Below are 26,204 nucleotides of genomic sequence, written 5' to 3' on the forward strand. Positions count from 1 at the left end.
CAGACATCTGGAGAAAAACCTATGACCTTTTCCCATCCCGTCGCGGTCATCACCAGCGACGAGCAAGCCCTGATCGTCGCCAGCGACCTGGCCGAAGATTTCCAGCGCGACAGCAACCTGCGCGACCGCGAACGCCGTCTGCCGCTGCCGGAGCTCGACGTGTTTTCCCGCTCCGGCCTGTGGGGCATCAGCGTTCCCAAGGAGTATGGCGGCGCCGGCGTTTCCAACGTGACGCTGGCCAAAGTCATCGCCCTGATCGCCCGGGCCGATGGCTCGCTCGGGCAGATTCCGCAGAACCATTTCTATGCCCTCGAAGTGCTTCGGGTGAACGGCAGCCACGAGCAGAAACAACGCCTCTACGCTGAAGTCCTCGCCGGCCAGCGCTTCGGCAATGCCTTGGCGGAGCTGGGCACCAAGACTGCCCACGACCGTGTCACCAGCCTCATACGCGACGGCAGCGGTTATCGCATCAACGGTCGCAAGTTCTATTCAACCGGTGCGATTTACGCCCAGCGCATTCCGACCTCGGTGGTCGATGAAAACGGCGTGCAACAACTGGCGTTCGTCCCGCGTGACAGTAAAGGCCTGACCGTGATCGACGACTGGAGCGGCTTCGGCCAGCGCACCACTGGCAGCGGTTCAGTGGTGTTCGAAGACGTGTACGTCGCCGCCGAAGATGTCATTCCGTTCCAGAGCGCTTTCGAGCGCCCGACCACCGTCGGCCCGTTGGCGCAGATTCTTCACGCCGCCATCGACACCGGCATCGCCCGCGCCGCTTACGAAGATGCGTTGCACTTCGTGCGCAGCAAGACCCGGCCGTGGATCGACTCGGGCAATGACAAAGCCACCGAAGACCCGCTGACCCTCAAGAGTTTCGGCCATTTGAGCATTCGCCTGCACGCCACCGAAGCACTGCTCGAACGTGCCGGCGAATTCCTCGACGCGGCCCAGGTCGAGACCAACGCCGAGACGGTTGCAGCGGCGTCGATTGCTGTCGCCGAAGCACGGGCGATCAGCACCGAAATTTCCCTGGCCGCCGGCAGCACCCTGTTCGAACTGGCCGGCAGTCAGGCCACCCTGATCGAACACGGTCTCGATCGTCACTGGCGCAACGCCCGGGTGCACACCCTGCACGACCCGGTACGCTGGAAGTATCACGCGGTGGGCAATTACTACCTCAACGATGAAAACCCTCCGCTGCGAGGGACCATCTGATGAGCAAGAAAAAGATCCTGCTCAATGCGTTCAACATGAACTGCATCGGCCACATCAACCACGGGTTGTGGACGCATCCACGCGACACCTCGACCCGATACAAGACCATCGAATACTGGACCGAACTGGCGCAACTGCTGGAGCGCGGGCTGTTCGACGGGCTGTTCATCGCCGACATCGTCGGCGTGTACGACGTCTATCAGAACTCGGTGGACGTCACCCTGAAAGAGTCGATCCAGCTGCCGGTCAACGATCCGCTGCTGCTGGTGTCGGCCATGTCTGCGGTGACCAAAAATCTAGGTTTCGGCCTGACCGCCAACCTTACCTACGAGCCGCCGTATCTGTTCGCCCGACGCATGTCGACCCTCGATCACCTGAGCCGTGGACGGGTGGGCTGGAACATCGTCACCGGTTATCTGGACAGCGCCGCCAAGGCCATGGGCCTGAGCGAGCAGGTCGAGCACGACCGGCGTTACGACCAGGCCGACGAGTACCTCGAAGTCCTCTACAAACTCTGGGAAGGCAGTTGGGAAAACGGTGCAGTGCTCAACGATCCGCAGCAGCGGATCTACGCGCAGCCAGACAAAGTGCATAAGGTCGAGCACAAGGGCGAGTTCTATCAGGTCGAGGGTTATCACCTCTGCGAGCCGTCGCCGCAGCGCACGCCGGTGCTGTTCCAGGCGGGCAGTTCGGATCGCGGTCTGCTGTTCGCCGGGCGGCATGCCGAGTGCGTATTCATCAGTGGTCAGAACAAGCCGTCGACCAAAGTCCAAGTGGACAAGGTCCGCGCCAGCGCCGTCGAAGCGGGTCGCAATCCCGAGGACATCAAAGTATTCATGGGCCTCAACGTGATCGTCGGCGAGACCGAGGAAGCGGCGTGGGCCAAGCACGCCGAGTACCTGAGCTATGCCAGCGCCGAGGCGGGCGTGGCGCATTTTTCGGCGTCCACCGGGATCGATTTTTCCCAGTACGAAATCGACGAACCGATCCAGTACGTGAAGAGCAACGCGATCCAGTCCGCCACCAAAAACCTGCAGAACAATGACTGGACCCGGCGCAAGTTGCTCGACCAGCACGCCCTCGGCGGGCGCTACATCACCGTGGTCGGCTCGCCGCAGCAAGTGGCGGATGAGCTGGAATCGTGGATCGCCGAAACCGGCCTCGACGGTTTCAACCTGACCCGCATCGTCACCCCGGAAAGCTACGTGGATTTCATCGACCTGGTGATTCCGGAACTGCAACGACGCGGCTCGTACAAGACCGCGTACGACACCGGCAGCCTGCGGGAAAAACTGTTTCACGGCGAAGCGCATCTGCCGGAGCAACACACGGGCTCTTCATTCCGCCGCTAAAAGCATCGCTGGCAAGCCAGCTCCCACAGGTTTCGTGAACTCAACACATCCTTGTGGGAGCTGGCTTGCCAGCGATGAGGCCCGACCAGACACCACACAATTCATGCACTGACTGGAAAAACCCTATGACCAAGACACTTCTTTCCCACCCAGTCAAAGCACTGGCCCTGGCCTTCGGCCTGTTCAGCTCGGCCGTTTTCGCCGCCGACGCGCCGTTGAAAATCGGCACCACCGCAGCCTTCGCGATTCCGCTGGAAGCCGCCGTCGAAGAGGCCTCCAAACAGGGCCTGAAAGTCGAACTCGTGGAGTTCACCGACTGGATCGCGCCCAACGTCAGCCTCGCGGCCGGTGACATCGACGTGAACTACTTCCAGCACATCCCGTTCCTGGAAAACGCCAAGGCAGCCTCCGGTTTCGACCTGGTGCCGTTCGCGCCGGGGATCATCAACAACGTCGGCCTGTACTCGAAGAAATACAAAAGCTTCGACGAGTTGCCGGAAGGCGCCAGCGTCGCTATCGCCAACGACCCGATCAACAGCGGTCGCGGCCTGCAACTGCTGGCCAAGGCCGGCCTGATCACCCTGAAACCGGGCGTCGGCTACAAGGCCACCGAAGACGATATTGTCGCCAACCCGAAGAAGATCAAGATCCTGCAAGTCGAAGCCGTGCAACTGGTACGCGCCTACGATGACGCCGATCTGGTCCAGGGCTACCCGGCCTACATCCGTCTGGCGAAGACGTTCGATGCCGGCTCTGCGCTGCTGTTCGACGGCCTCGACCACAAGGAATACGTGATCCAGTTCGTGATCCAGCCGAAGAGCAAAACCGACCCGCGCCTGATCAAGTTCGTCGACATCTACCAGCATTCGCCGGCCGTACGCGCCGCGCTGGATAAGGCCCACGGCAAGCTGTACCAGGCCGGTTGGGAAAGCTGAGGATGACCGCAGCCATTCAACGGCGACTGGATCTTCCAGAGCCACCCGCGCTGGCACAGCGCACCGAGTTGCATCCCGAACTGAACCGCGCCCATGTGCGTTTCGTCGGGCTCGGCAAAACCTACGACGGCAAACAAGGCCCGGTCGCAGCCCTGCAAGGCATCGACCTGGCAATCCAGCGCGGTGAAGTGTTCGGCATCATCGGCCGCAGCGGCGCCGGCAAGTCGTCGCTGATCCGTACCATCAACCGCCTCGAACAACCGACCTCGGGCCGGGTGCTGATCGATCAGGTGGACATCGGCGAGTACGACGAGGATCGCCTCGTCGCCCTGCGTCGGCGGATCGGCATGATCTTCCAGCACTTCAATCTGATGTCGGCAAAAACGGTGTGGCAGAACGTCGAACTGCCGCTGAAAGTCGCCGGTGTCCCGAAGGAGCAACGGGAGACAAAGGTTCGCGAACTGTTGGAACTGGTGGGCCTGCAAGCCAAGCACAAGGCCTATCCGGCGCAGCTGTCCGGCGGGCAGAAACAGCGTGTCGGCATCGCCCGTGCGCTGGTGCACGACCCGGACATTCTGCTGTGTGACGAAGCCACTTCGGCGCTGGACCCGGAAACCACCCAGTCGATCCTCGGCCTGCTGCGCGAGATCAACAAACGCCTGGGCCTGACCATCGTGCTGATCACTCACGAGATGGCCGTGATCCGGGAAATCTGCGACCGCGTCGTCGTACTGGAACACGGACGCATCGTCGAGCAGGGCCCGGTCTGGGAAGTGTTCGGCAACCCGCAGCACGAAGTCAGCCAGACGTTGCTCGCGCCGTTGCAATACGCTTTGCCCGAAGAATTGCAAAGCCGATTGCAGGCGCAACCGTCGTCGTCCGATGCATCAGTGGTACTGCGTTTGCAGTTCACTGGCAGCCAGCAGGATGAACCGGATCTGGCCGCGCTGTTCGCCGCGCTCGGTGGCCGGGTGAAACTGCTGCAGGGCGGTGTGGAACGGATTCAGGGGCACGCGCTCGGGCAATTGTTGCTGGCGGTGGCAGGCTCGAAGCTGAACGCCGAGGAATTGCGCCAGCGTGCCAGCCAATGGGCACAACGCACGGAGGTACTGGGTTATGTGGTTTGATCGCTTGCTGCAGGGTTTCATCGACACGTTTCTGATGGTCGGCGTGTCGTCGCTGATCGCGTTGCTCGCCGGGATTCCCATGGCGGTGATTCTGGTCACCAGCGACAAGGGCGGTATCTACGAAGCGCCGGTACTCAATCGCGCTCTGGGTGCGTTCGTGAACCTGTTTCGCTCGATCCCGTTTCTGATCCTGATGGTGGCGCTGATTCCGTTCACCCGGCTGATCGTCGGCACCACGTACGGTGTGTGGGCGGCCGTTGTGCCGCTGACCATTGCGGCCACGCCGTTCTTTGCGCGGATCGCCGAGGTGAGCCTGCGCGAAGTCGACCACGGCTTGATCGAAGCCGCGCAGGCCATGGGCTGCCGGCGCTGGCACATCATCTGGCACGTGTTGTTGCCTGAGGCGCTGCCAGGCATCGTCGGCGGTTTCACCATCACCCTGGTGACGATGATCAATTCCTCGGCAATGGCCGGAGCGATTGGCGCCGGCGGCTTGGGCGACATCGCTTATCGCTATGGCTATCAGCGCTTTGACAGCCAGATCATGCTGACTGTGATCGTGTTACTGGTGGTGCTGGTGGCGGTGATTCAGTTGGGCGGCGATCGGCTGGCCCGGGGGTTGAACAAACGATAAATGGGTTGTGTATCAACTCTCCAGCAGGCTGATCAGCAGTTGGCTGTCGGCCGTTCTGGCCAGGTGCAGTGCCTGCATGCTTTTCGCAGCGTAAATGATGCTGTCGGCATTGTTCGAAGCCATCCTTGTCCTTAGGGCGGGGAGGGCATTGAACAGTTCAACCGCCCTCTGCACATCCAGTTTTTCGAGCAATCCCACTCCGTCCCGGACGCCTGCAATGAAGCTGCTGTGGTCGCGAGTGAATCCATCGAGATACGCCACTGTCAGACCGCCGTCCATGATGACTTCGCTGACACCGCGCTCGGCTATGTCGTAGACAGGAACGGGGCGATCCAGAGCGTTTGCCATACGGGCGTCCAGGTAAAAGAAATCCAGTGCGCCCGGTCCGACATTTCGGAATCGGTTGACCCTGATCGTGTGCAGTATTTCGTGTCCCAGTACGGCAGCAAAATCCCCTTCATGGATATGGTTCTGGCTGATGAAGAACCGGCCATGGAAATCGAGCGAGTACATCCACGCCCTGCGACCCTGGTCAAAATCCACGGCGACAAACTTGTCCAGGCCCCACGGCCCTTGATACTCCTTTGAAAGGGCTTCACCTCGCGACAGGCAATCGGCAAACCGATCCTTGACCAACGCATGATGCCGACCGAAATATCCCTGAAGAACGTCGTCGGCCTCGACATAGCTCCTACCGGACGCCGTGTTCGCATCGGCAAAAATCATCTGTGCTGCTTTCAATTCCGAATGCAGGACGTCGGCGTACTCCGGGGCAAACTGTCCGAGTCCACGCGCGACAATGGCTGAGTCTCGGGAGGCCCGGCGCTCGAAGATGTCGTCCCGGCCCTCGTAGAGTTTTCCTTGCGCACTTGTCGAATTCAGGTCGCCTGAAGGCGTGCGACCCGATCCTTGATTCATGACGTTGCCGATATCGGAGAGTATCGAAGGCTGAGCGGCCTTCCAGATCATCGACTGGCGATCAAAAACAAGTGCCGGACCCATTGCAAACGGTTCGGATGTCAACGTCGCCCGGTACTCGCCGGTTATCACATCCTGACGAACCTGCACGATCTCGCCCGGGGCGATGTCGACGAAATGGCGCCCCTTGAAATGCCGCAGGCCCTGGATATCGGCAGCCGGCAAACCGGCCGGAAAACGCAACCGATAAGGATCCAGTGAGATCACCATTGAACGAATCGATGCGGTCTCGGCTACCTGCAGCGGGGTCACCCGCATGGAGTCGTCGAGCGCTGCGGGTAATCCGGAGTTGTTATCTATGTCGGGAAGCATGGTGCGTGCAACCTTTGACGAAGGCTCGTCAAACCGGTGTATATCAACGGGCCTTGTGCGAATCGGGGGCAAATCTGGCGCTAGGGGCGGTGGAGTGGCGCGGGGTTTACGTCCGATGGCCATGCGAATTCCTTTCCAAGTGAGTTCAGTCCCGGAAAACCCGGACCGGCATCGCGAAAGTCATCTATCGCGCAGGCGTCATTTCAACGGCCCTCGGAGGATTCGGGGAGGTACATAGGTACTGCCCGTGCGTTGGCCTGATCGTGTATGGCGTATATTCGGCAAACCCGATTGCCACTGCAGCCCGACCATGAAGCAGACCCCCTCCGATCTGGAACAGATCACCTCCACCACCCTCGCCCACTACAACGCCGTGGCCGAGGACTTTCGTGAAGGCACCCGCGATCACGATGTCAGTCAGAATATCGATGCACTGTTGCGACACATTCAGGCTGAGGCGCCGTTTTCCATCCTCGACTTCGGCTGCGGCCCGGGTCGGGATTTGCAGACTTTTACCCGCTTGGATCACATCGCTGTCGGCCTCGACGGTGCAGAAAAATTCGCGCAGATGGCCCGGGAAGACAGTGGCTGCGAGGTGTGGTGTCAGGATTTTCTGAAGCTGGATCTGCCGGCAGAACGCTTTGACGGCATCTTCGCCAATGCGGTGCTTTTTCATGTGCCGTTGCAGGCGTTGCCACAGGTTCTGCAGCAACTGCACGGGACATTGAAACCGGGTGGTGTGTTGTTCAGTTCCAATCCGCGCGGGGACAACCGTGAAGGCTGGAACGGGCCGCGTTATGGCTCGTATCACGATCTGGAAGCGTGGCGCGGATTGCTGAGCGCTGCCGGTTTTGTCGAGCTGGAACACTACTACCGGCCGACAGGGCTGCCGCGGGAGCAGCAGCCCTGGTTGGCGAGTGTCTGGCGCAAGATCTGATTCCCCTCACCCCAGGGTGAGGGATGCTTTTGAACTAATTTTTCTTCGGCTCGCGAATCTTGTACCAGGCCACATACAGCGCGGGCAGAAACAGCAGCGTCAGCAGTGTCGCCACCACAATCCCGCCGATCATCGCGTAGGCCATCGGCCCCCAGAACACTTCCCGGGCGATCGGGATCATGCCCATGCTCGCCGCCGCCGCGGTGAGCAAGATCGGCCGGCGCCGGTGCTCGGTCGCTTCCACCACCGCATCCCAGGGTGCATAGCCTTTTTGCTCGTACTCTTCGATCTGCGTCACGAGGATCACCGAGTTGCGGATGATGATGCCGATCAGCGCCAGAATCCCCAGGATCGCCACGAAACCCATCGGCGTACCGGTCGGCACCAGCGCCAGCACCACGCCGATCAGTCCGAGCGGCGCGACACTGGCCACCAGGAACAGCTTCTGCACGCTGTGCAGCTGGATCATCAGGAACGTCGCCATCAGGAACAGCATCAGCGGCAACACCTTGGCAATCGGCCCCTGCGCCTTGCCGCTCTCCTCGACCGTACCGCCGGTGGCGACCTTGTAGCCCACCGGCAGTTTGGCGGCGAAGTCATCAATCGTTGGCTTTAAGACTTTGACGAGGTCGGTCGGCTGGATTTCATCGCGCACCGAGGCCTTGATGGTGATGGTCGGCAAACGGTCGCGACGCCACACCAGCGGCTGCTCCAGTTCATAACGCACCGTGGCGAAGGCCAGCAGCGGAATCGACGTGCCGTTGGGCGTGACGATCTGCAGGTTTTGCAGGGTTTCCGGCGTACCGCGTTCGGAATCCACCGCGCGCCCGACCACGTTGATCAGGTAGATATCGTCGTCGACCTGGGTCAGCGGCGAGCCACTGACAATGCTGTTCATCAGGTTGGCCACGTCCTCCGATGACAGTCCGAGCTGGCGCGCCTTATCTTGGGCGATGTCGATACGCAGGACTTTGCCTGGCTCGTTCCAGTCATAAATGATCTCGCCGATGTGCGGACTCTTGTCCAGTTCGGTGGCCAAGTCGATGGCGTGCTTGCGCACCTGGTCGATGTCCTTGCCGCTGACCCGGTACTGGATCGGCCGACCGACCGGCGGCCCCATTTCCAGAGCCTGCACGTAACTGCCGATGCCGACGAAGTCCTTGCGCAGACGATCACGCAGACGCTGGCTCAAGGCTTCGCGGGCCTTGAAGTCTTTGCTGACGATCACCAGTTGCGCGTAGTACGGGTTCTGCAGTTGCTGATCCAGCGGCAGGTAGAAACGGATCGCACCCTGACCGATGTAAGTGCTCCAGCGCACGATGTCCGCGTCGCCCTTGAGCGTGGCTTCGAGTTTGTCGACGGCCTTGCGAGTCTCATCGATCGAGGCGTTTTGCGGCAGGTTCAGGTCGACCAGGATTTCCGGGCGATCTGAAGACGGGAAGAACTGATTCTGCACGAAGCGCATGCAGAACACCGCCAGCACGAAGCACAGCACGGTGATGCCGATGCACCACCAGCGGTTGCGCATCGACCACAGCAAACCATGATTGAAGGCGCGCCCGATACGCCCTGGCTCGGCTTCGTGGGGTTTTACATTGGTGCTGAGAATGTGCACGCCGATCACCGGGGCGAACAGCACGGCGACGATCCACGACACCAGCATTGCCACCGCGATCACTGCAAACAGGGTAAAGGTGTACTCACCCGCCGAACTGGCGTTCAGACCGATCGGCACAAAACCGGCCACGGTCACCAGCGTACCAGTGAGCATCGGAAACGCCGTGGAGGTGTAGGCGAACGTGGCAGCCTGCTCTTTGGTCTCGCCCATCTCCAGGCGCGTGACCATCATCTCCACGGTGATCATCGCGTCGTCCACCAGCAAGCCGAGGGCAATGATCAGCGCACCGAGGGAAATCCGTTGCATGGTAATGCCGCTGTATTCCATGAACACGAACACCATCGCCAGCACCAGCGGAATCGAACACGCCACCACCAGCCCGGCGCGCACGCCGAGGCTGATGAAACTCACCACCAGCACGATGATCACCGCTTCAAACAACGCACTGGTAAAGCCGCCGACGGCCTCCTCCACCACCACTGCCTGATCGGAGACGGTATGGACACCGACGCCGACCGGCAGGTCAGCCGTGAGTTGGTCGATGCGCGCGTGCAGGGCTTTACCGAACGCCTGAACGTTGCCGCCCTTCTGCATGGCAATCGCCAGGCCGATGGCGGGTTTGCCGTCGAAGCGGAACTCCGGTGACGCCGGGTCGACATAACCACGGCTGATATCGGCGATGTCGGCCAGACGATAGAAGCGATCATTGAGTTTGAGATTGACCTCGGCCAGATCCTTTTCCGAGGCGAACTGCCCGGAGGTGCGCACCGAAATGCGTTCCGGTCCGGCCTCGATCACACCTGCCGGGGTCACGGCGTTCTGCGATTGCAGGCTTTGCACCACCTGGCGCTGGTCGATACCCAGCGCCGCCAGTTTGCGGGTCGAGAAGTTCAGATAGATCACCTCGTCCTGCTGACCGACCATCTCGATCTTGCCCAGCCCCGGCACATTGCGGATCTCGGCCCGAGCCTGTTCCACATAATCGCGCAACTGACGCATCGTCAGGCCGTCGGCGGTGAACGCATAGACCGAGCCGAACACATCACCGAACTCGTCGTTGAATCCCGGCCCCTGAATGCCCTGGGGAAACTGACCGCGAATGTCGTTGATCTTCTTGCGCACCTGGTACCAGATTTCCGGGATGTCCTTGGCGCTGGTAGTGTCGCGCAGGTAGACGTAGACCGTTGACTCGCCGGGGCGCGTGTAGCTTTTCACGTAATCGAGGGAATCGAGTTCTTCGAGTTTTTTCTCGATGCGGTCGGTGACCTGCTTGAGGGTTTCCTCCTGGGTCGCGCCCGGCCATTTGGTCTGAATCACCATGGTCTTGATGGTGAACGACGGGTCTTCCTCACGCCCCAGATTGAAGTACGAAAACACCCCCATCAGCAGACCGACGAACATCAGATACCAGACGAACGACTGATGTTTGAGGGCCCATTCGGAGAGATTGAAAGACCCTTTCATTGACTGTCCTCGTCGAGTTTCACGGCTTGTCCGGGCTTGAGACTGTTGACGCCGGCACTGACCACACGCTCGCCGGACTTGACCCCGCCGGCCAGCACCACGGTGCTGTCGGTGCGGCGGGTCACGCTGACGTCACGCGGGGCAACGGTTTTGCTTTGCGGGTCGATCACCCAGATCCGGGTTTTGACGTCGACCTCCTGCAAGGCTGTCGCAGGCAGTTCGATGCGCGGCTTGATCGCTGAACTGAGGGTCACGCTGATTGCCGTGCCAAGACGGAATCCGGGTGGCGTGGCAGCCAGCGTCAAACGCGCACGACGGGTACGGGTGGCGCTTTGCGCCTGAGGTTCGATTTCACGGATGACCGCCGTGGTGTTGATGCTCGGATCGAGTTGCCCGGCCACCAGAAACACCACGTCGCTGGGGATCTGGTCGACCAGCGTGTCCGGCAGATCGATCACCGCTTCCTTGATGTCCGGTTGCGCCAGCGTCACCACTTGCTGGCCGGCCGTGACCACTTGCCCGGCCTCGGCGTTCCATGCAGTGACCACGGCTTTGTGGTCGGAACGCAGTTCGGTGTAGCCGAGCTGATCCTTGCTCTGGTTCACCGCCGCCCGCGCCTGGTCGAGAGACGCCTGGGTGGTTTTCAGATCGGTGGTGGCGATGTCCAGTTGCGCTTGGGCGCCGACCCCGCGATCAAACAGCGCCTGCTGACGCCGGGCGTTGGCCTGGGCGTTGATCAGTTGCGCCTCGACTTTCGCCAGGTCGCCCTGGGCCGAGCGCAACTGGTTCTGCTGGTCGGAGGGATCGAGGGTGGCGAGCAAGGTGCCCTTCTCCACCTCGGCGCCGACATCGACGTTACGGCTGGCGATGCGCCCGCCGACGCGAAAACCGGTGTTGCTCTCGTAGCGCGCCTGAATGCTGCCGGCGAAACGGCCGAGAGTTTCCTCGCTCAGCGCTTCGACCTTGATCGACAGCACCGGCCGCACCGGTTCCGGCGGTGGCTCGCTTTTTGAACAGGCACCTAGCAGCAGCCCGATGGACAGCACCCACAAAGGCTTCATGGTTGCGCTCCCGGTTGCAGATCCTTGTAGGTGTTCTCGGCGATCTCGACTTTCATGCCCGGGTGCAGCAGTTGCCCACCGGCAACAATCACTTTTTCGCCGCCCTTGAGTCCTTCGCTGATGATCACGTGCCCGGTCAGGTAGCGGCCGACGGTGACGTTGTGCAGTTGCGCCTCGCCCTTATCGTCCACCATCCACACCGCAGGTTCGCTGATGTTTTTGGTCAGGGCCGACCACGGCAGCTCCACCGCCGATTTGCCGCTGCCCTTGGCGGTGGCGCTGACCACTGAGCCAAGCTGCATGCCTTGCGGCAGACTGTCGAGGGTGACTTTGACCTGCACCGTACCGGACTGCGCCGACACGGCCGGGGTGATTTCACGTACGGTGCCCGTGGTTTTGATCGCGGGGTTGTCGAGCAGGCTGACGACAATCGAACGATCCGCGGGCCGCTGGGACAGCAGCGATTCGTACACGTTGAACACTGCGTCACGGTCGCCGTCCCGGGCCAGCGTGAAGATCGGAGCGGTCGCCTGAACCACTTGGCCAACTTCGGCCTGGCGCTCGGTGATGATGCCCGGGGCATCGGCAATCAGTGCGGTGTAGCTGAGTTGATCCTTGGCATTGGCCAATTGCGCCTGCGCCGCGCTGAGAGCACTTTGGCTACTGTGCAAAGCAGCCTGCGCGGAGTCGAATTCGCTTTGGCTGGTATAACCCTTGGGCAACAGTTTTTGCTGACGCATAAACGCCGCCGCGCTCTGTTTCACGCGGGCCTGTTCGGCCACCACCTGGGCTTGCGCGGAGTCGACGTTGGTCTGCAAATCCTTGGGATCGAGCTTGGCCAGCACTTGCCTGGCGGAGACGCGGTCACCGACATCTACCATACGCTGGATGATCTTGCCGCCAACCCGGAACGACAACTGAGTCTGCACCCGTGCCTGTACGTCACCGGTAAGGGTCACGGAGGCCGCGAAGTCAGCGGGTTTCACTTCCTGCACAAAGACCCTCGGCAGGTATTCCTGAGGAGGCTTCTTTTCACTGCAGGCCGCGAGCAAAGCGAGCAGGCTCAACATGACCGCTGTTTTCAATCCGGGACTCGCCATGCAGACTCCTTCCTGTGTACGAACGTGCAAGTGACGATACGACTGTGAGCTTAGAACAGGGTTCAACCTTCGTCCGTGCGATATATGCATTTATGTGCAACGGGTATCCTGACCCGGATTTCAGGGCATCCAGGAAGGATTTTCATGCTCAAGACCCTCGCGGTAGCCAATTACCGCTCGATCAATAAATTGGTGATTCCGCTGGGTCGGCTGAACCTCATCACCGGCCCCAACGGCAGCGGCAAATCCAACCTTTACCGGGCGCTGCGGCTGCTGGCGGAAACTGCTCAGGGCGGCGTGGTCAATGCGCTGGCCCGCGAAGGCGGGCTGGAATCGACATTCTGGGCCGGGCCGGAAACCATCAGCCGGCGCATGCGCAACGGTGAAGTGCCGATTCAGTCGACGGTCCGCCAAGGCGTGAAACGACTACGGCTGGGGTTTGCCGGGGAGGATTTCAGCTATTCGATTGCGTTGGGGTTACCCGAGCCGAGCCTCTCGTTCTTTTCCCTCGACCCGGAAATCAAAAAGGAATGCATCTGGGCCGGGCCGCTCTATCGTCCGGCCAGTCTGCTGGTGGATCGCGACGGTCCGATGATCCGTACCCGCGAGGGTCGCAGTTGGGACGTGCTGGCACAGCACACGCCGAACTTCGACAGCCTGTTCGATCAGGTCGGCAGCCTGCGCACCTCGCCGGAAGTGTTCCAGATGCGCGAGTTCATCCGCCGCTGGCGCTTCTACGATCACTTTCGCAGCGACGCCGACGCTCCGGTGCGCCAGCCACAACTGGGCACGCGCACGCCGGTGCTGCATCACGACGGCCGTGACCTGGCGGCGGCGTTGCGCACCATCATCGAGATTGGCGATCCCGAGGCATTGCAGACGGCGATCAGCGATGCTTTTCCTGGCGCAAGGCTGAACATTGCGCCGCTGCACGGCGGACGCTTTGCCATCGAGTTTTTTCAGGAAGGGTTATTGCGACCGCTATCGGCGGCCGAGTTGTCAGACGGCACGCTGCGTTATCTGCTGCTGATCGCGGCGCTGCTGACGCCACGCCCGCCTTCGCTGATGGTGCTGAACGAACCGGAGACCAGTCTGCACCCGGACCTGTTGCCGGCGCTCGCGCGGTTGATCATTCGCGCGTCTCAGGAGTGTCAGGTGTGGGTGGTTTCACACGCACGGCGATTGATTTCGGCGTTGCAGGAAGATGAGGAATGCAATTGCATCGTGCTGGAGAAGACGCTGGGGCAGACGGGGGTTGTCGGGCAGAGGATGCTGGATGAGCCGGCGTGGAATTGGCCAGATTAGGTGTGCCAGCCAAGAGCCCCCTCATCGGAACGCCGCCCGCCCAGCCCTCTCCCGAAGGGAGAGGGGACTGATTGGGGGATGCTTCAGAACTCCACCGACCTGATCTAGCTGTGCCGAATCCATAATCGACTCGATATTTCAGGTCGATGTAACTCTCAAAACACCTCGATCGGCTCCCTCTCCCTCCGGGCGGTCCGACGTTTCGGGAGGGCTGGGGTGAGGGCGAGGGTTCACTGCGGACTATCAGACGATTAGCCCTGCCACTTCCCACCCTCAACAATCACACTCTCAGGCTTGGTGTCATCACTCAGCTCTTTACGCACATATTGGTCATACAGCTTGAGCAGGTATTTCTCTTCCCCAAGCTTGGCCAACTCCGTATTCACCCAGTCACGCAGTTCAATATTGCCCTTCTTCACCGCCGGTGCAATCGGGGCTTCGGCGCCGAGTTTTTCATCCAGCACGCGGTAGCCCGGGTTCTGCTTGGCCCAACTGAACAGCACCAGATTGTCCTGGGCGTAAGCATCGCCACGGCCGTTGGCCAGGGCTTGCAGCGACTCGGAGTTTTTCTCGAACTTCAGCAGTTTCCAGTCCGGGTGATTCTTGGTCAGCCAGATATCGGCGGTGGTGCCGGTGGTAACGATCGTGGTGCGGGTCGCCAGGTCGTCCAGTTTTTTCACTTCGCTGCTCTGCGGCACCAGAGCCTGCACCGCGACCTTGAGGTTCGGGTTGGTGAATTCCACCGCTTCCTTGCGCTCCGGGGTCACGGTCATGTTGGCGAGGATCAGGTCGACCTTGTCGCTTTGCAGAAACGGAATGCGGCTCGCCGGTTCCACGGCCACGAATTCGACCTTGTTTTCATCGCCCAGCAGATCCTTGGCGAATTGGCGGCCGATGTCGGTATCGAAGCCGACATAGCGACCGGCTTCATTGACGAAACCGAACGGCGGTTTGTCGGTGAACACGCCGACGATCAGTTTGTCGCGGGCCTTGATCTTGTCCAGATAACCAGCCGGTGCGGTGCTTTCGCTGGCGACTTTCGGCTTGGCCGGTTCTTCGGTCTTGTTGCAGCCGGCCAGCAACGCGAGGCTGATCAGCGGTAAAGCAAATAGGGCTTTGGCAGTTTTCATGGCAGTTCCAGTTCCTTGGTTTGAGTCGTTTTGGGCGAAGTCGTTGAAGGCAGGGCTTCAACGTAGGAGAACTTCTCCAGGAACTGCTGCGCGCGTGCGGTTTGCGGGTTCGTAAAGAAAAGCTCGGGCGGGTTCTGTTCAAGGATGCGCCCGGCATCCATGAACACGATGCGATCGGCCACCGCGCGGGCGAAGGCCATTTCGTGAGTGACGATCAACAGGGTCATGCCTTCGCGGGCCAGGCCCTGAATCACTTCCAGCACTTCCTTGACCATCTCCGGGTCGAGGGCGGCGGTGACTTCATCGAAGAGCATGACCCGTGGGTTCATGCACAACGAACGGACGATGGCGATGCGTTGCTGCTGACCACCGGACAGTTGCCGGGGAAAGGCATCGCGCTTGTCCAGCAGGCCGACGCGTTCAAGCAGCGCTTCGGCTTGTTGCCGTGCTTCGCGGCGTTCGCGCTTCTGCACTTTGAGTGGGCCGAGCAGCAAGTTGTCGAGCACGCTCATGTGCGGGAACAGGTGATAACTCTGGAACACCATGCCGATCTGCTGACGGACTTCACGCCAGTCGGTGGCCTTGTCCAGCAGCTCGCGCCCGGCGAATTTCAGGTGGCCGCTGTGGGCGGTTTCCAGACCATTGAGGCAACGCAGCAGGGTGCTTTTTCCGCAGCCGCTGGGGCCAAGAATGACGATGACTTCGCCGGATTTCACTTGCAGGTCGATGCCCTTGAGCACCTGATGTTCGCCGAAGAATTTGTTGAAGCCCTGAAACTCGATCAATGCACTCATGCTTGCGTCCAGCGCCGCTCCAGCACGCGCGAGGCGGCCGACAGCGGGTAGCAGATGAAAAAGAAAAACAGGAACAGCGCGCCGTAGATCAGCACCGATTCGTAGGTGCGCTCGATGATTTGCTGGCCGACCTTGATCACGTCCACCACGCCGATCAGCACCGCCAGCGAACTGGTCTTGATGATCCGTGTGTAGACGTTGATGGTCGGTGGCGTCATGCGTTTCAGCGCCTGGGGCAACAGCACGTAGCCGTAGAGCTGCGCCGCGTTCAGGCCGATCGACAGCCCCGCCTCACGCTGCCCGCGCGGCAACGAATGCAGAGCACCGCGCGCCACTTCGCCGACCTCACTGGCGCCCCACAGCGACAGCACCAGCACCGCGCACCAGAAGCTCGGCAGGCTCAGGCCAAAGAAAATCGGCAGGCCAAAAAACAGCAGGTACAACCAGACCAGCACCGGAATCGCTCGGAACAGCTCCAGATAGATCCGCAACACCGCGTTCAGCCACGTCACGTTGAGCGTGCGCAGCACGCCGTAGAGCACGCCGCCGACAGTGCTGATGGCGATGCTCAGGAACGAGATCGACAGGGTTTGCCCGGCGCCTTTTGCCAGTTGCGGCAACGACACCCAGAGCAGTTCAAGACCCGAACTGGCCATGCTGGAGCCTCCTTTCCAGACGGCTCAACAGCAGCGACAGCGGCAGGAACAACAGCACGCAGATCAGCGTCAGCACGGCGAGCATTTCGTAGGTTTTGTAGTAGAGCGCGATATAGCTCTTGGTGGTGTAGAGAATCTCCGGCACCGCCACGGCCGAGACCACGGTGGTCTCCTTGAGCAGGAAAATGAAATTGGCGAACAGCGACGGCAGGCTGAGGATCCCGGCTTGCGGCAGGATCACGTAGCGCAGCAACTGGCCATGGGACAGGCCAATGGAACGGCCCGACTCCAGTTGCGCCTGGGGCACCGCATCGACGCCGGCGCGCAGCACTTCTGTCAGGTAGGCGCCGCCGAGGAAAGTCATGGTGATGATCGCCGCCGTGAAACCGGAAACCTTGACCCCCAGTGCCGGCAAGGCGAAGTAGACGAAGAACAACTGGATCAGCAGTGGCGTGTTGCGCGCCAGCTCCACATACAGCCCGACCAGCTTCTGCAGGTAAGGGGTGCGAAACACCAGAATCGTCGCATTGAGCAACGCCACCAGCAGCGAGGTGCCGATGGCGATCAAACCGACCTGCAGCGTCACGCCCACGGCTTTTAAAAACGCCGGCAGGGTGCTGAGGATAAATGCGAAATCGAAGTTCATGAAACATCCTGACGCCGCTCGGTAAGCGACGATGGTGCAGTCCATGGGCAGCGGATAGCTGCCCGGCAGGCACCGACTTTAAAGGTATAAAAAGAAGAATTTAAATACCGTTAAAGCATATTGATATCACGCAAAAAACTAATCGTCGGGTTTGCCGGGAAGAAGGAGGAAGGCTATTGTCCCCAGCGCTGTAGGACGGATCTTTTTTTCATCGAAGCCCTCCAAGGACGAACAGCTTTTGGCCAGACTCCCCCGGCCGAACCCCATAACAAGGAAGAGAACATGGACGTAAAAGTGCCGCAGCGACTGGATCCGCAGGATTTCGTGAAATGGCTGGTGGCTTTGCGCAGAGCGTTGAAACACACCGCGTAGATCAAACGCGAAAAGCCCCCTCACCCCAGCCCTCTCCCCCTGGGAGAGGGAGTCGACAGAGTTGTCTTTCGACAGACATCGACCTGAAAAACCGAGCCGATTATGGATTCGGTGAAGAATAATCAGGTCGGCGTATCTCTACAGCATCCCCCAATCAGTCCCCTCTCCCTCCGGGAGTGTATGTACCGGAGACATGGTGGACAGGTGTTCGGAGACATCAGCATCGCCTTGACGTGCACCGCCATCGATTGCTTGGCGGCCTTGATCACCGCAGCTGGTTCGGTCTTGGCGCGGGCGCGGTATTCGTCCCAGGTCCAGCCGGCCGGCAGGTAGCCGTTGAGCGGGTCGTGGGCGCTGGTCTGGTCGGTGACCATGTCCGGGCGCACGCCGCGACGGACCAGTTCCGGGAGGATTTCCGCAGCGTTACCCAGCAGCGCGATGGAGATCGCCTTGCCTTCCTTGGTGTACTTGGTGATACGCGCCAGCGCGTCGTCGAGGTCTTTGGCTTGCTCGTCGACGTAATGGCTTTTCAGGCGGAAATCGATGCTGACCTGCTGGCATTCGATGTTCAGCGAGCAGGCACCGGCCAGGGTCGCGGCCAATGGCTGGGCGCCACCCATGCCGCCCAGGCCGGCGGTCAGGACCCAGCGGCCCTTGAGGTTGGAATCGTAATGTTGGCGACCGGCCTCGACGAAGGTTTCGTAAGTGCCCTGGACGATGCCCTGGCTGCCGATGTAGATCCAACTGCCGGCGGTCATCTGGCCGTACATCGCCAGGCCTTTGGCGTCGAGTTCGTTGAAGTGTTCCCAGGTCGCCCAGTGCGGCACCAGGTTGGAGTTGGCGATCAGCACGCGCGGGGCATTGCTGTGGGTCTTGAACACGCCGACCGGTTTGCCGGATTGCACCAGCAGGGTCTCGTCGTCGTTCAGGTTGGTCAGACTTTCGACGATCTTGTCGTAGCATTCCCAGTTACGCGCGGCGCGACCGATGCCCCCGTAGACCACCAGCTCTTTCGGGTTCTCGGCCACTTCCGGGTCGAGGTTGTTCATCAGCATGCGCAGCGGCGCTTCAGTCAGCCAGCTCTTGGCGGTCAGCTTGTTACCGCGTGCGGCGCGGATTTCGACGTCACGATACTTTGTAGGTTTATGGGCATTGTCAGTCACGAAAAAGACTCCTCAGCGATCAATTCAAACCAACCCTGGCGATGGGCAAGCGGCTTGTGCGCTTCAATGCGCGACAAGCGAATCAGTGGACGTGATGCGGAGTTTTGTTCAACTCGTATGCATACGTCTTTACTTGTACATACAAGCATATGCAATTGAACGGCCAACTTGCTGAGAAGCTATCCAACAAGAACCGCAGACATGGCTGGAGAGCGCCAAAATCAAGGGTTGCAGCGTATTTCAGCTTTTTTGCAGGGATTGTTTTGAGCGGCGGGAGACGGTTACAGAAACGTGGCGTTGCGCCTCGCTGGGGTGTTCGGTAACAAAAAGTGGGGAAAATGCCACAGCCTGGAGACCCCAAGGGGACTCCAGGCTATGACCGGTTATTGCGGGTTACCCATGTGGATAACTTATTCGACGGTGACCGACTTCGCCAGGTTGCGCGGCTGATCCACGTCGGTGCCTTTGAGCACAGCGACGTAGTACGACAGCAGTTGCAGCGGAATGGTGTAGAGGATCGGCGACAGGATGTCGTGGATGTGCGGCATCTGCACCACGTGGGTGCCTTCGCCGTTGGTCATCCCGGCCTTCTCGTCAGCGAACACGATCAGTTCGCCGCCACGGGCGCGGACTTCCTGCAGATTGGACTTGAGCTTCTCGAGCAGTTCGTTGTTCGGCGCCACGGTGACCACCGGCATGTCGTTATCCACAAGCGCCAGAGGACCATGCTTCAGTTCGCCGGCAGGATAGGCTTCGGCGTGGATGTACGAGATTTCCTTGAGTTTCAGGGCCCCTTCCATCGCTACCGGGTATTGCGCGCCGCGACCGAGGAACAGGGTGTGGTTCTTGTCGGCGAACAGTTCGGCGATTTTTTCCACGGTGCTGTCCATAGCCAGCGCTTCGCCCAAGCGAGTTGGCAGGCGACGCAATTCTTCTACCAGTCGGGCTTCAACACCTTTTTCCAGAGTGCCGCGGACCTGGCCCAGGGACAGGGTCAACAGCAGCAGGCCGACCAGTTGTGTGGTGAACGCTTTGGTCGAGGCCACGCCGATTTCGCGGCCGGCCTGAGTCAGCAGGGTCAGGTCGGATTCGCGCACCAGCGAACTGATGCCGACGTTGCAGATCGCCAGGCTGCCAAGGAAACCCAATTCCTTGGCGTTGCGCAGGGCGGCCAGGGTGTCGGCGGTTTCGCCGGACTGGGAAATGGTGACGAACAGTGTGTCCGGCTGCACCACCACCTTGCGGTAGCGGAACTCACTGGCAACTTCGACCTGACACGGAATCCCCGCCAGCTCTTCGAGCCAGTAACGGGCAACCATGCCGGCGTGGTAACTGGTGCCGCACGCAACGATCTGTACATTGCGCACTTTGGCGAACAGTTCGGCGGCTTGCGGGCCGAACGCCTGTACCAGCACTTGGTCCGAGCTCAATCGACCTTCCAGCGTGCGTTGCACCACGGATGGCTGCTCGTGGATTTCCTTGAGCATGTAGTGGCGGAACTCGCCTTTGTCGGCAGCTTCAGCACCGTCGGTGTACTGCACGGTCTGGCGCTCGACGGCTTTGCCGGTCACGTCCCAGATCTGCACCTTGTCACGCTGGATTTCGGCGATATCGCCCTCTTCCAGGTACATGAAACGGTCGGTGACCTGACGCAGGGCCAATTGGTCGGAAGCGAGGAAGTTCTCGCCCAGGCCCAGGCCGATCACCAGTGGGCTGCCGCTGCGAGCCGCGACCAGGCGATCCGGTTGCAGCGCGTGGATAACCGCCAGACCGTAGGCGCCATGCAGTTCCTTGACCGTTGCCTTCAGGGCGTCGGACAGGTCCGGCAGCGCCTTGAGTTTTTCGGTCAGCAGGTGGGCGATGACTTCGGTGTCGGTGTCGGAAGAGAACACATAACCCTGCGCCTTGAGTTGCTCACGCAGCGCCTCATGGTTTTCGATGATGCCGTTGTGCACCACCGCGACGTTGCCAGAGAAATGCGGGTGCGCATTGCGTTCGCTCGGCGCACCATGGGTTGCCCAGCGGGTGTGGGCGATACCGAGACGGCCAATCAGCGGATGTTCAGCAAGGGCCGTGTCCAGTTCGCTGACCTTGCCGACACGACGGGTGCGTTCCAGCGTGCCGTCATTGGTGTACACCGCCACACCGGCACTGTCATAACCCCGGTATTCGAGACGCTTGAGGCCCTCGACCAGGATGGCGGTGATATTACGTTCAGCTACCGCGCCGACAATTCCACACATGCTTATTTCTCCTGACTGACCGTCGCGCAAATCAAATTGATACCGCGAGCCTGAATCTGATCCCGTGCCTCCTGCGGCAGGCGATCATCGGTGATTAGGGTATGGACACTGCTCCATGGCAGCTCCAGGTTTGGAATCTTGCGGCCGATCTTGTCGGCCTCGACCATCACGATCACTTCCCGCGCCACTTCCGCCATCACCCGGCTCAGGCCGAGCAATTCATTGAAGGTGGTGGTGCCACGCACCAGATCGATGCCGTCGGCACCGATGAACAATTGATCAAAGTCGTAAGAGCGTAGTACCTGCTCGGCGACCTGGCCCTGAAAGGATTCCGAATGGGGATCCCAGGTGCCACCGGTCATCAGCAGGACAGGTTCATGTTCGAGTTCGCTCAGGGCGTTGGCGACGTGCAGGGAGTTGGTCATCACCACCAGACCCGGCTGCTGGCCGAGCTCGGGAATCATCGCGGCCGTGGTACTGCCGCTGTCGATGATGATGCGGGCGTGCTCGCGAATGCGTGTTACCGCAGCGCGGGCAATCGCCTGTTTGTATTTGGAAACGTTCTGGCTGACGTCGGCCACCAGTTCCTGGGGCATGGTGATCGCTCCGCCATAACGGCGCAGCAACAGACCATGGCTTTCCAGCGCGGCCAGATCCTTGCGAATCGTAACTTCCGAGGTTTCGAAACGCTTGGCGAGCTCGTCGACACTGACTTCGCCCTGCTCGTTGAGCAAGGCCAGAATGTTGTGGCGACGTTGGGGTGTATTGCGTTTCGACATAGCGCGCTAAGTTTCGATTCGAAAGATAATGAAAGCAATCAAAACCTATCGCAGCAAACCCGTCAAGACGGGGATGAAAAAAAATCGCTGCCCGTGGGCAGCGATCCTTTGAATTGAAGCGCTGTGGATAACTCAGCTCTTCTTGATCTTCTCCGGCCGCTTCCAGCCATCGATGTTCTTCTGCCGCGCACGGCCCACCGCCAACTGAGCGTTATCCACGTTCTGGGTGATGGTCGAACCGGCTGCGGTGGTTGCACCCGCTGAGATATCCACAGGCGCGACCAGCGAGTTGTTGGAGCCGATGAACACATCTTCGCCCAACACGGTTTTCCACTTGTTGGCGCCATCGTAGTTGCAGGTGATGGTACCGGCGCCGATGTTGGTGCGGGCACCGATTTCGGCGTCGCCCAGATAAGTCAGGTGTCCAGCCTTGGCGCCTTCGCCCATATGGGCGTTTTTCAGTTCGACGAAGTTACCCACATGAGCGCGGGCCTCCAGCACGGTGCCCGGACGCAGGCGTGCAAACGGGCCGGCATCGCTGCCTTCACCCAGTACCGCGCCTTCAATATGACTGTTGGCCTTGATCACCACGCCTTTGCGCAGGGTGCTGTCTTTGATCACGCAGTTCGGGCCGATCACCACGTCGTCTTCGATGACAACCTTGCCTTCGAGAATGACGTTGATGTCGATCAGCACATCGCGACCGACGGTTACTTCACCACGCAAATCGAACCGCGCCGGATCGCGCAGGGTTACGCCCTGAGCCATCAGGTGACGGCCAGCGCGCAACTGATAGTGGCGCTCCAGCTCGGACAGTTGTTTACGATCATTGGCGCCCTGCACTTCCATCGGGTCGTGAGGTTGTTCGGTGGCAACCACCAGGCCATCACCGACTGCCATTTCAATCACGTCGGTCAGGTAATACTCGCCTTGGGCGTTGTTGTTCGACAGACGCCCCATCCAGTCAGCCAGATGGCTGGCAGGCACCGCGAGAATGCCGGTATTGCCTTCGGTGATCGCGCGTTGTGCTTCGCTGGCGTCCTTGTGCTCGACAATCGCCGCGACCTTGCCGCTGGCATCACGCACTATGCGGCCATAACCGGTCGGGTCGTCCAGTTCGACGGTCAACAACCCCATCTGCCCTGGCACAACGTGCTTGAGCAGACGCTGCAGGGTTTCGACTTCGATCAGCGGCACGTCACCGTAGAGAATCAGAACGGTATCGGCGGTGATGAACGGCACAGCCTGGGCAGTCGCATGGCCGGTGCCCAACTGCTTGTCCTGCAGGACAAAATTGAGATCATCGGCGGCCAGCCGCTCGCGCACCACATCGGCGCCATGGCCGATGACGACGTGAATGCGCTGTGGATCAAGTTGACGGGCGCTGTGGATAACATGGCCGAGCATCGAGTCACCGGCAATCGGGTGCAGCACTTTCGGCAGTGCCGAACGCATACGGGTGCCTTGACCGGCCGCGAGGATAACGATTTCAAGAGACATGACTGGCTACCAATCCTGGGTGGTCAGCAACTGCGACCGGGTTTTTGAAAGTCGGAAAAGAAAAAAGGGTAGCCGAGGCTACCCTTTTTTAACAATCGCACAACAAGTGGCTGACGGATTAACCGCCAAACTTCTTGCGGATCTGCTGGACGGTGCGCAGCTGAGCTGCAGCCTCGGCCAGTCGTGCGGACGCAGCTCCGTAGTCGAAATCTGCGCTCTTCTCATGCAGAGCAGCTTCGGCAGCCTTGAGAGCTGCTTGAGCCTGAGCTTCATCCAGGTCGGCGGCACGTTGCACGGTATCGGCAAGCACCTTGACCATGTTCGGCTGAACCTCGAGGAAACCACCGGAGATGTAAAACACCTCGGCTTCCCCGCCTTGCTTGATCAGGCGGATCGGACCCGGCTTGAGATTCGTGATCAGCGGCGCGTGGCCCAGAGCGATACCAAGATCACCCAGAGCACCGTGCGCAATCACCATCTCGACCAGGCCGGAAAAGATTTCTCCTTCCGCGCTGACGATATCGCAATGGACTGTCATAGCCATCTGATTGCCTCAACCTAAATGAGCGCCCGTTGCCGGGCGCCGGGATTACAGTTTCTTGGCTTTCTCGATCGCTTCTTCGATGCCGCCAACCATGTAGAACGCTTGTTCTGGCAGGTGGTCGTAGTCACCGTTGAGGATGCCTTTGAAGCCAGCAATGGTGTCTTTCAGGGAAACGTATTTACCCGAAGCACCGGTGAAGACTTCAGCCACGAAGAACGGCTGCGACAAGAAGCGCTGGATCTTACGAGCACGGTTTACCAACTGCTTGTCGGCTTCCGACAGCTCGTCCATACCCAGGATCGCGATGATGTCCTTCAGCTCTTTGTAACGCTGCAGCACGTACTGAACGCCGCGAGCGGTCTCGTAGTGATCGTTGCCGATCACGTTCGGGTCCAGCTGACGCGAAGTCGAGTCCAGTGGGTCTACCGCTGGGTAGATACCCAGGGAAGCGATGTCACGGGACAGAACGACGGTGGCGTCCAAGTGAGCAAACGTGGTCGCTGGCGACGGGTCGGTCAAGTCGTCCGCAGGTACGTATACCGCTTGGATCGAGGTGATCGAACCTTCCTTGGTCGAAGTGATACGTTCTTGCAGAACGCCCATCTCTTCAGCCAGGGTCGGCTGGTAACCTACTGCCGAAGGCATACGGCCCAGCAGTGCGGATACTTCAGTACCGGCCAGGGTGTAACGATAGATGTTGTCAACGAACAGCAGAACGTCGTTACCTTCGTCACGGAACTTCTCGGCCATGGTCAGGCCGGTCAGTGCTACGCGCAGACGGTTTCCCGGCGGCTCGTTCATCTGACCGTAAACCAGTGCCACTTTGTCCAGAACGTTGGAGTCCTTCATCTCGTGGTAGAAGTCGTTACCCTCACGAGTACGCTCACCCACACCGGCGAACACGGAATAACCGCTGTGCTCGATGGCGATGTTACGGATCAGTTCCATCATGTTTACGGTTTTGCCTACACCGGCACCACCGAACAGACCGACTTTACCGCCTTTTGCAAACGGGCAAACCAGGTCGATAACCTTGATGCCGGTTTCCAGCAGGTCGTTGCCGCCTGCCTGTTCAGCGAACGAAGGCGCTGGACGGTGAATGCCCCAACGCTCGTCGGTGTCGATCGGACCAGCTTCGTCGATCGGGTTACCGAGGACGTCCATGATCCGGCCCAGGGTCGCTTTACCGACCGGTACGGAGATGGCCGCGCCAGAATCGGTAACTTCCAGACCGCGCTTCAAGCCCTCGGTGGAACCCATCGCAATGGTGCGAACCACGCCGTCGCCCAGCTGTTGCTGAACTTCCAGAGTGGTTTCAGCCGCGCTCACTACTTTCAGCGCGTTGTAGATGCTCGGTACGCTGTCGCGTGGAAATTCCACGTCGATAACGGCGCCGATGATTTGAACGATACGTCCGCTACTCATAGCTGGATCCTCTGAATATTTGAACCGTTAAACCGCGGCAGCGCCGCCGACGATTTCCGAGATCTCTTGGGTGATCGCAGCCTGACGCGCCTTGTTGTAGATCAGCTGCAAATCGCTGATCAAATCACCGGCGTTGTCGGTAGCGTTCTTCATCGCGATCATCCGCGCAGCTTGTTCAGCCGCGTTGTTCTCGACCACCGCCTGGTAGACCTGCGACTCCACGTAACGGACCATCAAGCCATCCAGCAGCTCCTTGGCATCCGGTTCGTAGAGATAGTCCCAGTGGTGCTTGAGGTCTTGATCCGGGGTTGCCACCAATGGAATCAACTGCTCCACGGTAGGCTGTTGCGTCATGGTGTTGATGAACTTGTTGGACACCACGGACAGGCGGTCAATACGGCCGTCCAGATAAGCATCCAGCATCACCTTGACGCTGCCGATCAGATCATTGATCGACGGCTCTTCACCCAGGTGGCTGATAGCTGCAACGACGTTACCGCCGAAGTTACGGAAAAAGGCCGCACCCTTGCTACCAACGACACACAGATCAATCTCGACGCCGTTTTCGCGGTTTACCGCCATGTCCTTGACCAGGGCCTTGAACAGGTTGGTGTTCAAGCCGCCGCACAGACCACGGTCACTGCTCACCACGACATAACCAACGCGCTTGATGGCGCGGTCGATCATGAACGGGTGGCGGTATTCCGGGTTGGCGTTGGCCAGATGCCCAATTACCTGGCGGATACGCTCCGCATAAGGACGGCTAGCAGCCATGCGCATTTGTGCCTTGCGCATTTTGCTGACCGCCACTTTTTCCATGGCGCTGGTAATCTTTTGCGTGCTTTTGATGCTCGCAATCTTACTGCGAATCTCTTTTGCGCCTGCCATGTAACACCTATCAGGTTAGCAAGCGG

General features: G+C 60.0%; 22 protein-coding genes. 7 read left to right on the plus strand and 15 right to left on the minus strand.

Going from position 1 to position 26,204, the window contains the following annotated elements:
- The first annotated feature begins 21 nt into the window (after nt 1–21).
- From JJN09_RS25775 to JJN09_RS25795, 5 genes are all read left to right on the plus strand, one after another.
- Nucleotides 22–1,215, plus strand: coding sequence for an SfnB family sulfur acquisition oxidoreductase (locus tag JJN09_RS25775; protein WP_249484310.1), 1,194 nt, complete (start codon nt 22–24; stop codon nt 1,213–1,215).
- Entirely contained in the window at nt 1,215–2,567 is a 1,353-nt protein-coding gene (locus JJN09_RS25780; protein ID WP_249484311.1) for an LLM class flavin-dependent oxidoreductase, read from the plus strand. The genes JJN09_RS25775 and JJN09_RS25780 overlap by 1 nt, the downstream gene beginning before the upstream one ends.
- Nucleotides 2,568–2,692: 125 nt before the next feature.
- Complete coding sequence (locus JJN09_RS25785) at nt 2,693–3,502, plus strand: MetQ/NlpA family ABC transporter substrate-binding protein (RefSeq protein ID WP_249484312.1); 810 nt, start codon at nt 2,693–2,695, stop codon at nt 3,500–3,502.
- Nucleotides 3,503–3,504: 2 nt separating this feature from the next.
- On the plus strand, nt 3,505–4,629 hold the full coding sequence (locus JJN09_RS25790; RefSeq protein WP_249484313.1) for a methionine ABC transporter ATP-binding protein: 1,125 nt from the start codon (nt 3,505–3,507) through the stop codon (nt 4,627–4,629).
- Nucleotides 4,619–5,263 (plus strand): methionine ABC transporter permease, encoded by a 645-nt coding sequence (locus tag JJN09_RS25795; protein WP_249484314.1) that lies wholly within the window; start codon nt 4,619–4,621, stop codon nt 5,261–5,263. Before JJN09_RS25790 ends, JJN09_RS25795 begins: the two co-directional genes overlap by 11 nt.
- 12 nt (nt 5,264–5,275) lie before the next feature.
- On the opposite strand, the gene JJN09_RS25800 is transcribed toward JJN09_RS25795, so the two are convergent.
- A complete protein-coding gene (locus JJN09_RS25800; RefSeq protein WP_249484315.1) occupies nt 5,276–6,553 on the minus strand; it encodes a hypothetical protein in 1,278 nt (425 codons plus the stop codon).
- 310 nt (nt 6,554–6,863) lie between these two features.
- Here JJN09_RS25800 and JJN09_RS25805 point away from each other — a divergent pair, with 310 nt between their 5' ends.
- Nucleotides 6,864–7,490, plus strand: coding sequence for a bifunctional 2-polyprenyl-6-hydroxyphenol methylase/3-demethylubiquinol 3-O-methyltransferase UbiG (locus tag JJN09_RS25805; protein WP_249484316.1), 627 nt, complete (start codon nt 6,864–6,866; stop codon nt 7,488–7,490).
- Nucleotides 7,491–7,524: 34 nt separating this feature from the next.
- On the opposite strand, the gene JJN09_RS25810 is transcribed toward JJN09_RS25805, so the two are convergent.
- The 3 genes from JJN09_RS25810 to JJN09_RS25820 are packed head-to-tail and all read right to left on the minus strand — an operon-like array spanning nt 7,525 to nt 12,733.
- Entirely contained in the window at nt 7,525–10,572 is a 3,048-nt protein-coding gene (locus tag JJN09_RS25810; protein WP_249484317.1) for an efflux RND transporter permease subunit, read from the minus strand.
- Complete coding sequence (locus JJN09_RS25815; protein ID WP_249484318.1) at nt 10,569–11,633, minus strand: efflux RND transporter periplasmic adaptor subunit; 1,065 nt, start codon at nt 11,631–11,633, stop codon at nt 10,569–10,571. The genes JJN09_RS25810 and JJN09_RS25815 overlap by 4 nt, the downstream gene beginning before the upstream one ends.
- Nucleotides 11,630–12,733, minus strand: coding sequence for an efflux RND transporter periplasmic adaptor subunit (locus JJN09_RS25820; protein ID WP_249484319.1), 1,104 nt, complete (start codon nt 12,731–12,733; stop codon nt 11,630–11,632). Before JJN09_RS25820 ends, JJN09_RS25815 begins: the two co-directional genes overlap by 4 nt.
- A gap of 144 nt (nt 12,734–12,877) precedes the next feature.
- Between JJN09_RS25820 and JJN09_RS25825 the strand changes: the two genes are divergently transcribed.
- A complete protein-coding gene (locus JJN09_RS25825) occupies nt 12,878–14,038 on the plus strand; it encodes an AAA family ATPase (protein WP_249484320.1) in 1,161 nt (386 codons plus the stop codon).
- A gap of 251 nt (nt 14,039–14,289) precedes the next feature.
- Here the strand turns inward: JJN09_RS25825 and JJN09_RS25830 are convergent, their stop codons facing one another.
- The 11 genes from JJN09_RS25830 to atpG all read right to left on the minus strand — a co-directional run bounded on the left by JJN09_RS25830 (nt 14,290) and on the right by atpG (nt 26,178).
- A complete protein-coding gene (locus JJN09_RS25830; RefSeq protein ID WP_249484321.1) occupies nt 14,290–15,168 on the minus strand; it encodes a transporter substrate-binding domain-containing protein in 879 nt (292 codons plus the stop codon).
- Nucleotides 15,165–15,962 carry an amino acid ABC transporter ATP-binding protein gene (locus tag JJN09_RS25835; RefSeq protein WP_249484322.1) on the minus strand — a complete coding sequence of 266 codons (798 nt, stop codon included), beginning with the start codon at nt 15,960–15,962 and terminating at the stop codon, nt 15,165–15,167. Before JJN09_RS25835 ends, JJN09_RS25830 begins: the two co-directional genes overlap by 4 nt.
- Complete coding sequence (locus tag JJN09_RS25840) at nt 15,959–16,618, minus strand: amino acid ABC transporter permease (protein ID WP_096821877.1); 660 nt, start codon at nt 16,616–16,618, stop codon at nt 15,959–15,961. The genes JJN09_RS25835 and JJN09_RS25840 overlap by 4 nt, the downstream gene beginning before the upstream one ends.
- On the minus strand, nt 16,599–17,264 hold the full coding sequence (locus tag JJN09_RS25845) for an amino acid ABC transporter permease (protein ID WP_249484323.1): 666 nt from the start codon (nt 17,262–17,264) through the stop codon (nt 16,599–16,601). Before JJN09_RS25845 ends, JJN09_RS25840 begins: the two co-directional genes overlap by 20 nt.
- A gap of 494 nt (nt 17,265–17,758) precedes the next feature.
- Complete coding sequence (gene hutU / locus JJN09_RS25850) at nt 17,759–18,799, minus strand: urocanate hydratase (protein WP_302851922.1); 1,041 nt, start codon at nt 18,797–18,799, stop codon at nt 17,759–17,761.
- 410 nt (nt 18,800–19,209) lie between these two features.
- Nucleotides 19,210–21,042 (minus strand): glutamine--fructose-6-phosphate transaminase (isomerizing), encoded by a 1,833-nt coding sequence (glmS, locus tag JJN09_RS25855; protein ID WP_249484324.1) that lies wholly within the window; start codon nt 21,040–21,042, stop codon nt 19,210–19,212.
- A 2-nt stretch (nt 21,043–21,044) separates the two neighbouring features.
- Entirely contained in the window at nt 21,045–21,821 is a 777-nt protein-coding gene (locus JJN09_RS25860; protein WP_085713102.1) for a DeoR/GlpR family DNA-binding transcription regulator, read from the minus strand.
- Nucleotides 21,822–21,953: 132 nt separating this feature from the next.
- On the minus strand, nt 21,954–23,321 hold the full coding sequence (gene glmU, locus JJN09_RS25865) for a bifunctional UDP-N-acetylglucosamine diphosphorylase/glucosamine-1-phosphate N-acetyltransferase GlmU (protein ID WP_249484325.1): 1,368 nt from the start codon (nt 23,319–23,321) through the stop codon (nt 21,954–21,956).
- Nucleotides 23,322–23,439: 118 nt separating this feature from the next.
- The gene (locus tag JJN09_RS25870) at nt 23,440–23,865 is read right to left on the minus strand and encodes a F0F1 ATP synthase subunit epsilon (protein ID WP_007954164.1); all 426 of its coding nucleotides are present in this window, start codon (nt 23,863–23,865) and stop codon (nt 23,440–23,442) included.
- Nucleotides 23,866–23,910: 45 nt separating this feature from the next.
- Complete coding sequence (atpD, locus tag JJN09_RS25875) at nt 23,911–25,290, minus strand: F0F1 ATP synthase subunit beta (RefSeq protein ID WP_249484326.1); 1,380 nt, start codon at nt 25,288–25,290, stop codon at nt 23,911–23,913.
- Nucleotides 25,291–25,317: 27 nt separating this feature from the next.
- Complete coding sequence (gene atpG, locus JJN09_RS25880; protein ID WP_008084419.1) at nt 25,318–26,178, minus strand: F0F1 ATP synthase subunit gamma; 861 nt, start codon at nt 26,176–26,178, stop codon at nt 25,318–25,320.
- Nucleotides 26,179–26,204: the final 26 nt, after the last annotated feature.

Origin of the sequence: Pseudomonas sp. HS6 (assembly GCF_023375815.1) — a bacterium.
GTDB lineage: Bacteria > Pseudomonadota > Gammaproteobacteria > Pseudomonadales > Pseudomonadaceae > Aquipseudomonas.

Bases quoted from the DNA above. Each gene is read 5' to 3' on its own strand.
- JJN09_RS25775 (WP_249484310.1), top strand. From the start codon at position 22: ATGACCTTTTCCCATCCCGTCGCGGTCATCACCAGCGACGAGCAAGCC.
- JJN09_RS25780 (WP_249484311.1), top strand. From the start codon at position 1,215: ATGAGCAAGAAAAAGATCCTGCTCAATGCGTTCAACATGAACTGCATC.
- JJN09_RS25785 (WP_249484312.1), top strand. From the start codon at position 2,693: ATGACCAAGACACTTCTTTCCCACCCAGTCAAAGCACTGGCCCTGGCC.
- JJN09_RS25790 (WP_249484313.1), top strand. From the start codon at position 3,505: ATGACCGCAGCCATTCAACGGCGACTGGATCTTCCAGAGCCACCCGCG.
- JJN09_RS25795 (WP_249484314.1), top strand. From the start codon at position 4,619: ATGTGGTTTGATCGCTTGCTGCAGGGTTTCATCGACACGTTTCTGATG.
- JJN09_RS25800 (WP_249484315.1), bottom strand. From the start codon at position 6,553: ATGCTTCCCGACATAGATAACAACTCCGGATTACCCGCAGCGCTCGAC.
- JJN09_RS25805 (WP_249484316.1), top strand. From the start codon at position 6,864: ATGAAGCAGACCCCCTCCGATCTGGAACAGATCACCTCCACCACCCTC.
- JJN09_RS25810 (WP_249484317.1), bottom strand. From the start codon at position 10,572: ATGAAAGGGTCTTTCAATCTCTCCGAATGGGCCCTCAAACATCAGTCG.
- JJN09_RS25815 (WP_249484318.1), bottom strand. From the start codon at position 11,633: ATGAAGCCTTTGTGGGTGCTGTCCATCGGGCTGCTGCTAGGTGCCTGT.
- JJN09_RS25820 (WP_249484319.1), bottom strand. From the start codon at position 12,733: ATGGCGAGTCCCGGATTGAAAACAGCGGTCATGTTGAGCCTGCTCGCT.
- JJN09_RS25825 (WP_249484320.1), top strand. From the start codon at position 12,878: ATGCTCAAGACCCTCGCGGTAGCCAATTACCGCTCGATCAATAAATTG.
- JJN09_RS25830 (WP_249484321.1), bottom strand. From the start codon at position 15,168: ATGAAAACTGCCAAAGCCCTATTTGCTTTACCGCTGATCAGCCTCGCG.
- JJN09_RS25835 (WP_249484322.1), bottom strand. From the start codon at position 15,962: ATGAGTGCATTGATCGAGTTTCAGGGCTTCAACAAATTCTTCGGCGAA.
- JJN09_RS25840 (WP_096821877.1), bottom strand. From the start codon at position 16,618: ATGGCCAGTTCGGGTCTTGAACTGCTCTGGGTGTCGTTGCCGCAACTG.
- JJN09_RS25845 (WP_249484323.1), bottom strand. From the start codon at position 17,264: ATGAACTTCGATTTCGCATTTATCCTCAGCACCCTGCCGGCGTTTTTA.
- glmS (WP_249484324.1), bottom strand. From the start codon at position 21,042: ATGTGTGGAATTGTCGGCGCGGTAGCTGAACGTAATATCACCGCCATC.
- JJN09_RS25860 (WP_085713102.1), bottom strand. From the start codon at position 21,821: ATGTCGAAACGCAATACACCCCAACGTCGCCACAACATTCTGGCCTTG.
- glmU (WP_249484325.1), bottom strand. From the start codon at position 23,321: ATGTCTCTTGAAATCGTTATCCTCGCGGCCGGTCAAGGCACCCGTATG.
- JJN09_RS25870 (WP_007954164.1), bottom strand. From the start codon at position 23,865: ATGGCTATGACAGTCCATTGCGATATCGTCAGCGCGGAAGGAGAAATC.
- atpD (WP_249484326.1), bottom strand. From the start codon at position 25,290: ATGAGTAGCGGACGTATCGTTCAAATCATCGGCGCCGTTATCGACGTG.
- atpG (WP_008084419.1), bottom strand. From the start codon at position 26,178: ATGGCAGGCGCAAAAGAGATTCGCAGTAAGATTGCGAGCATCAAAAGC.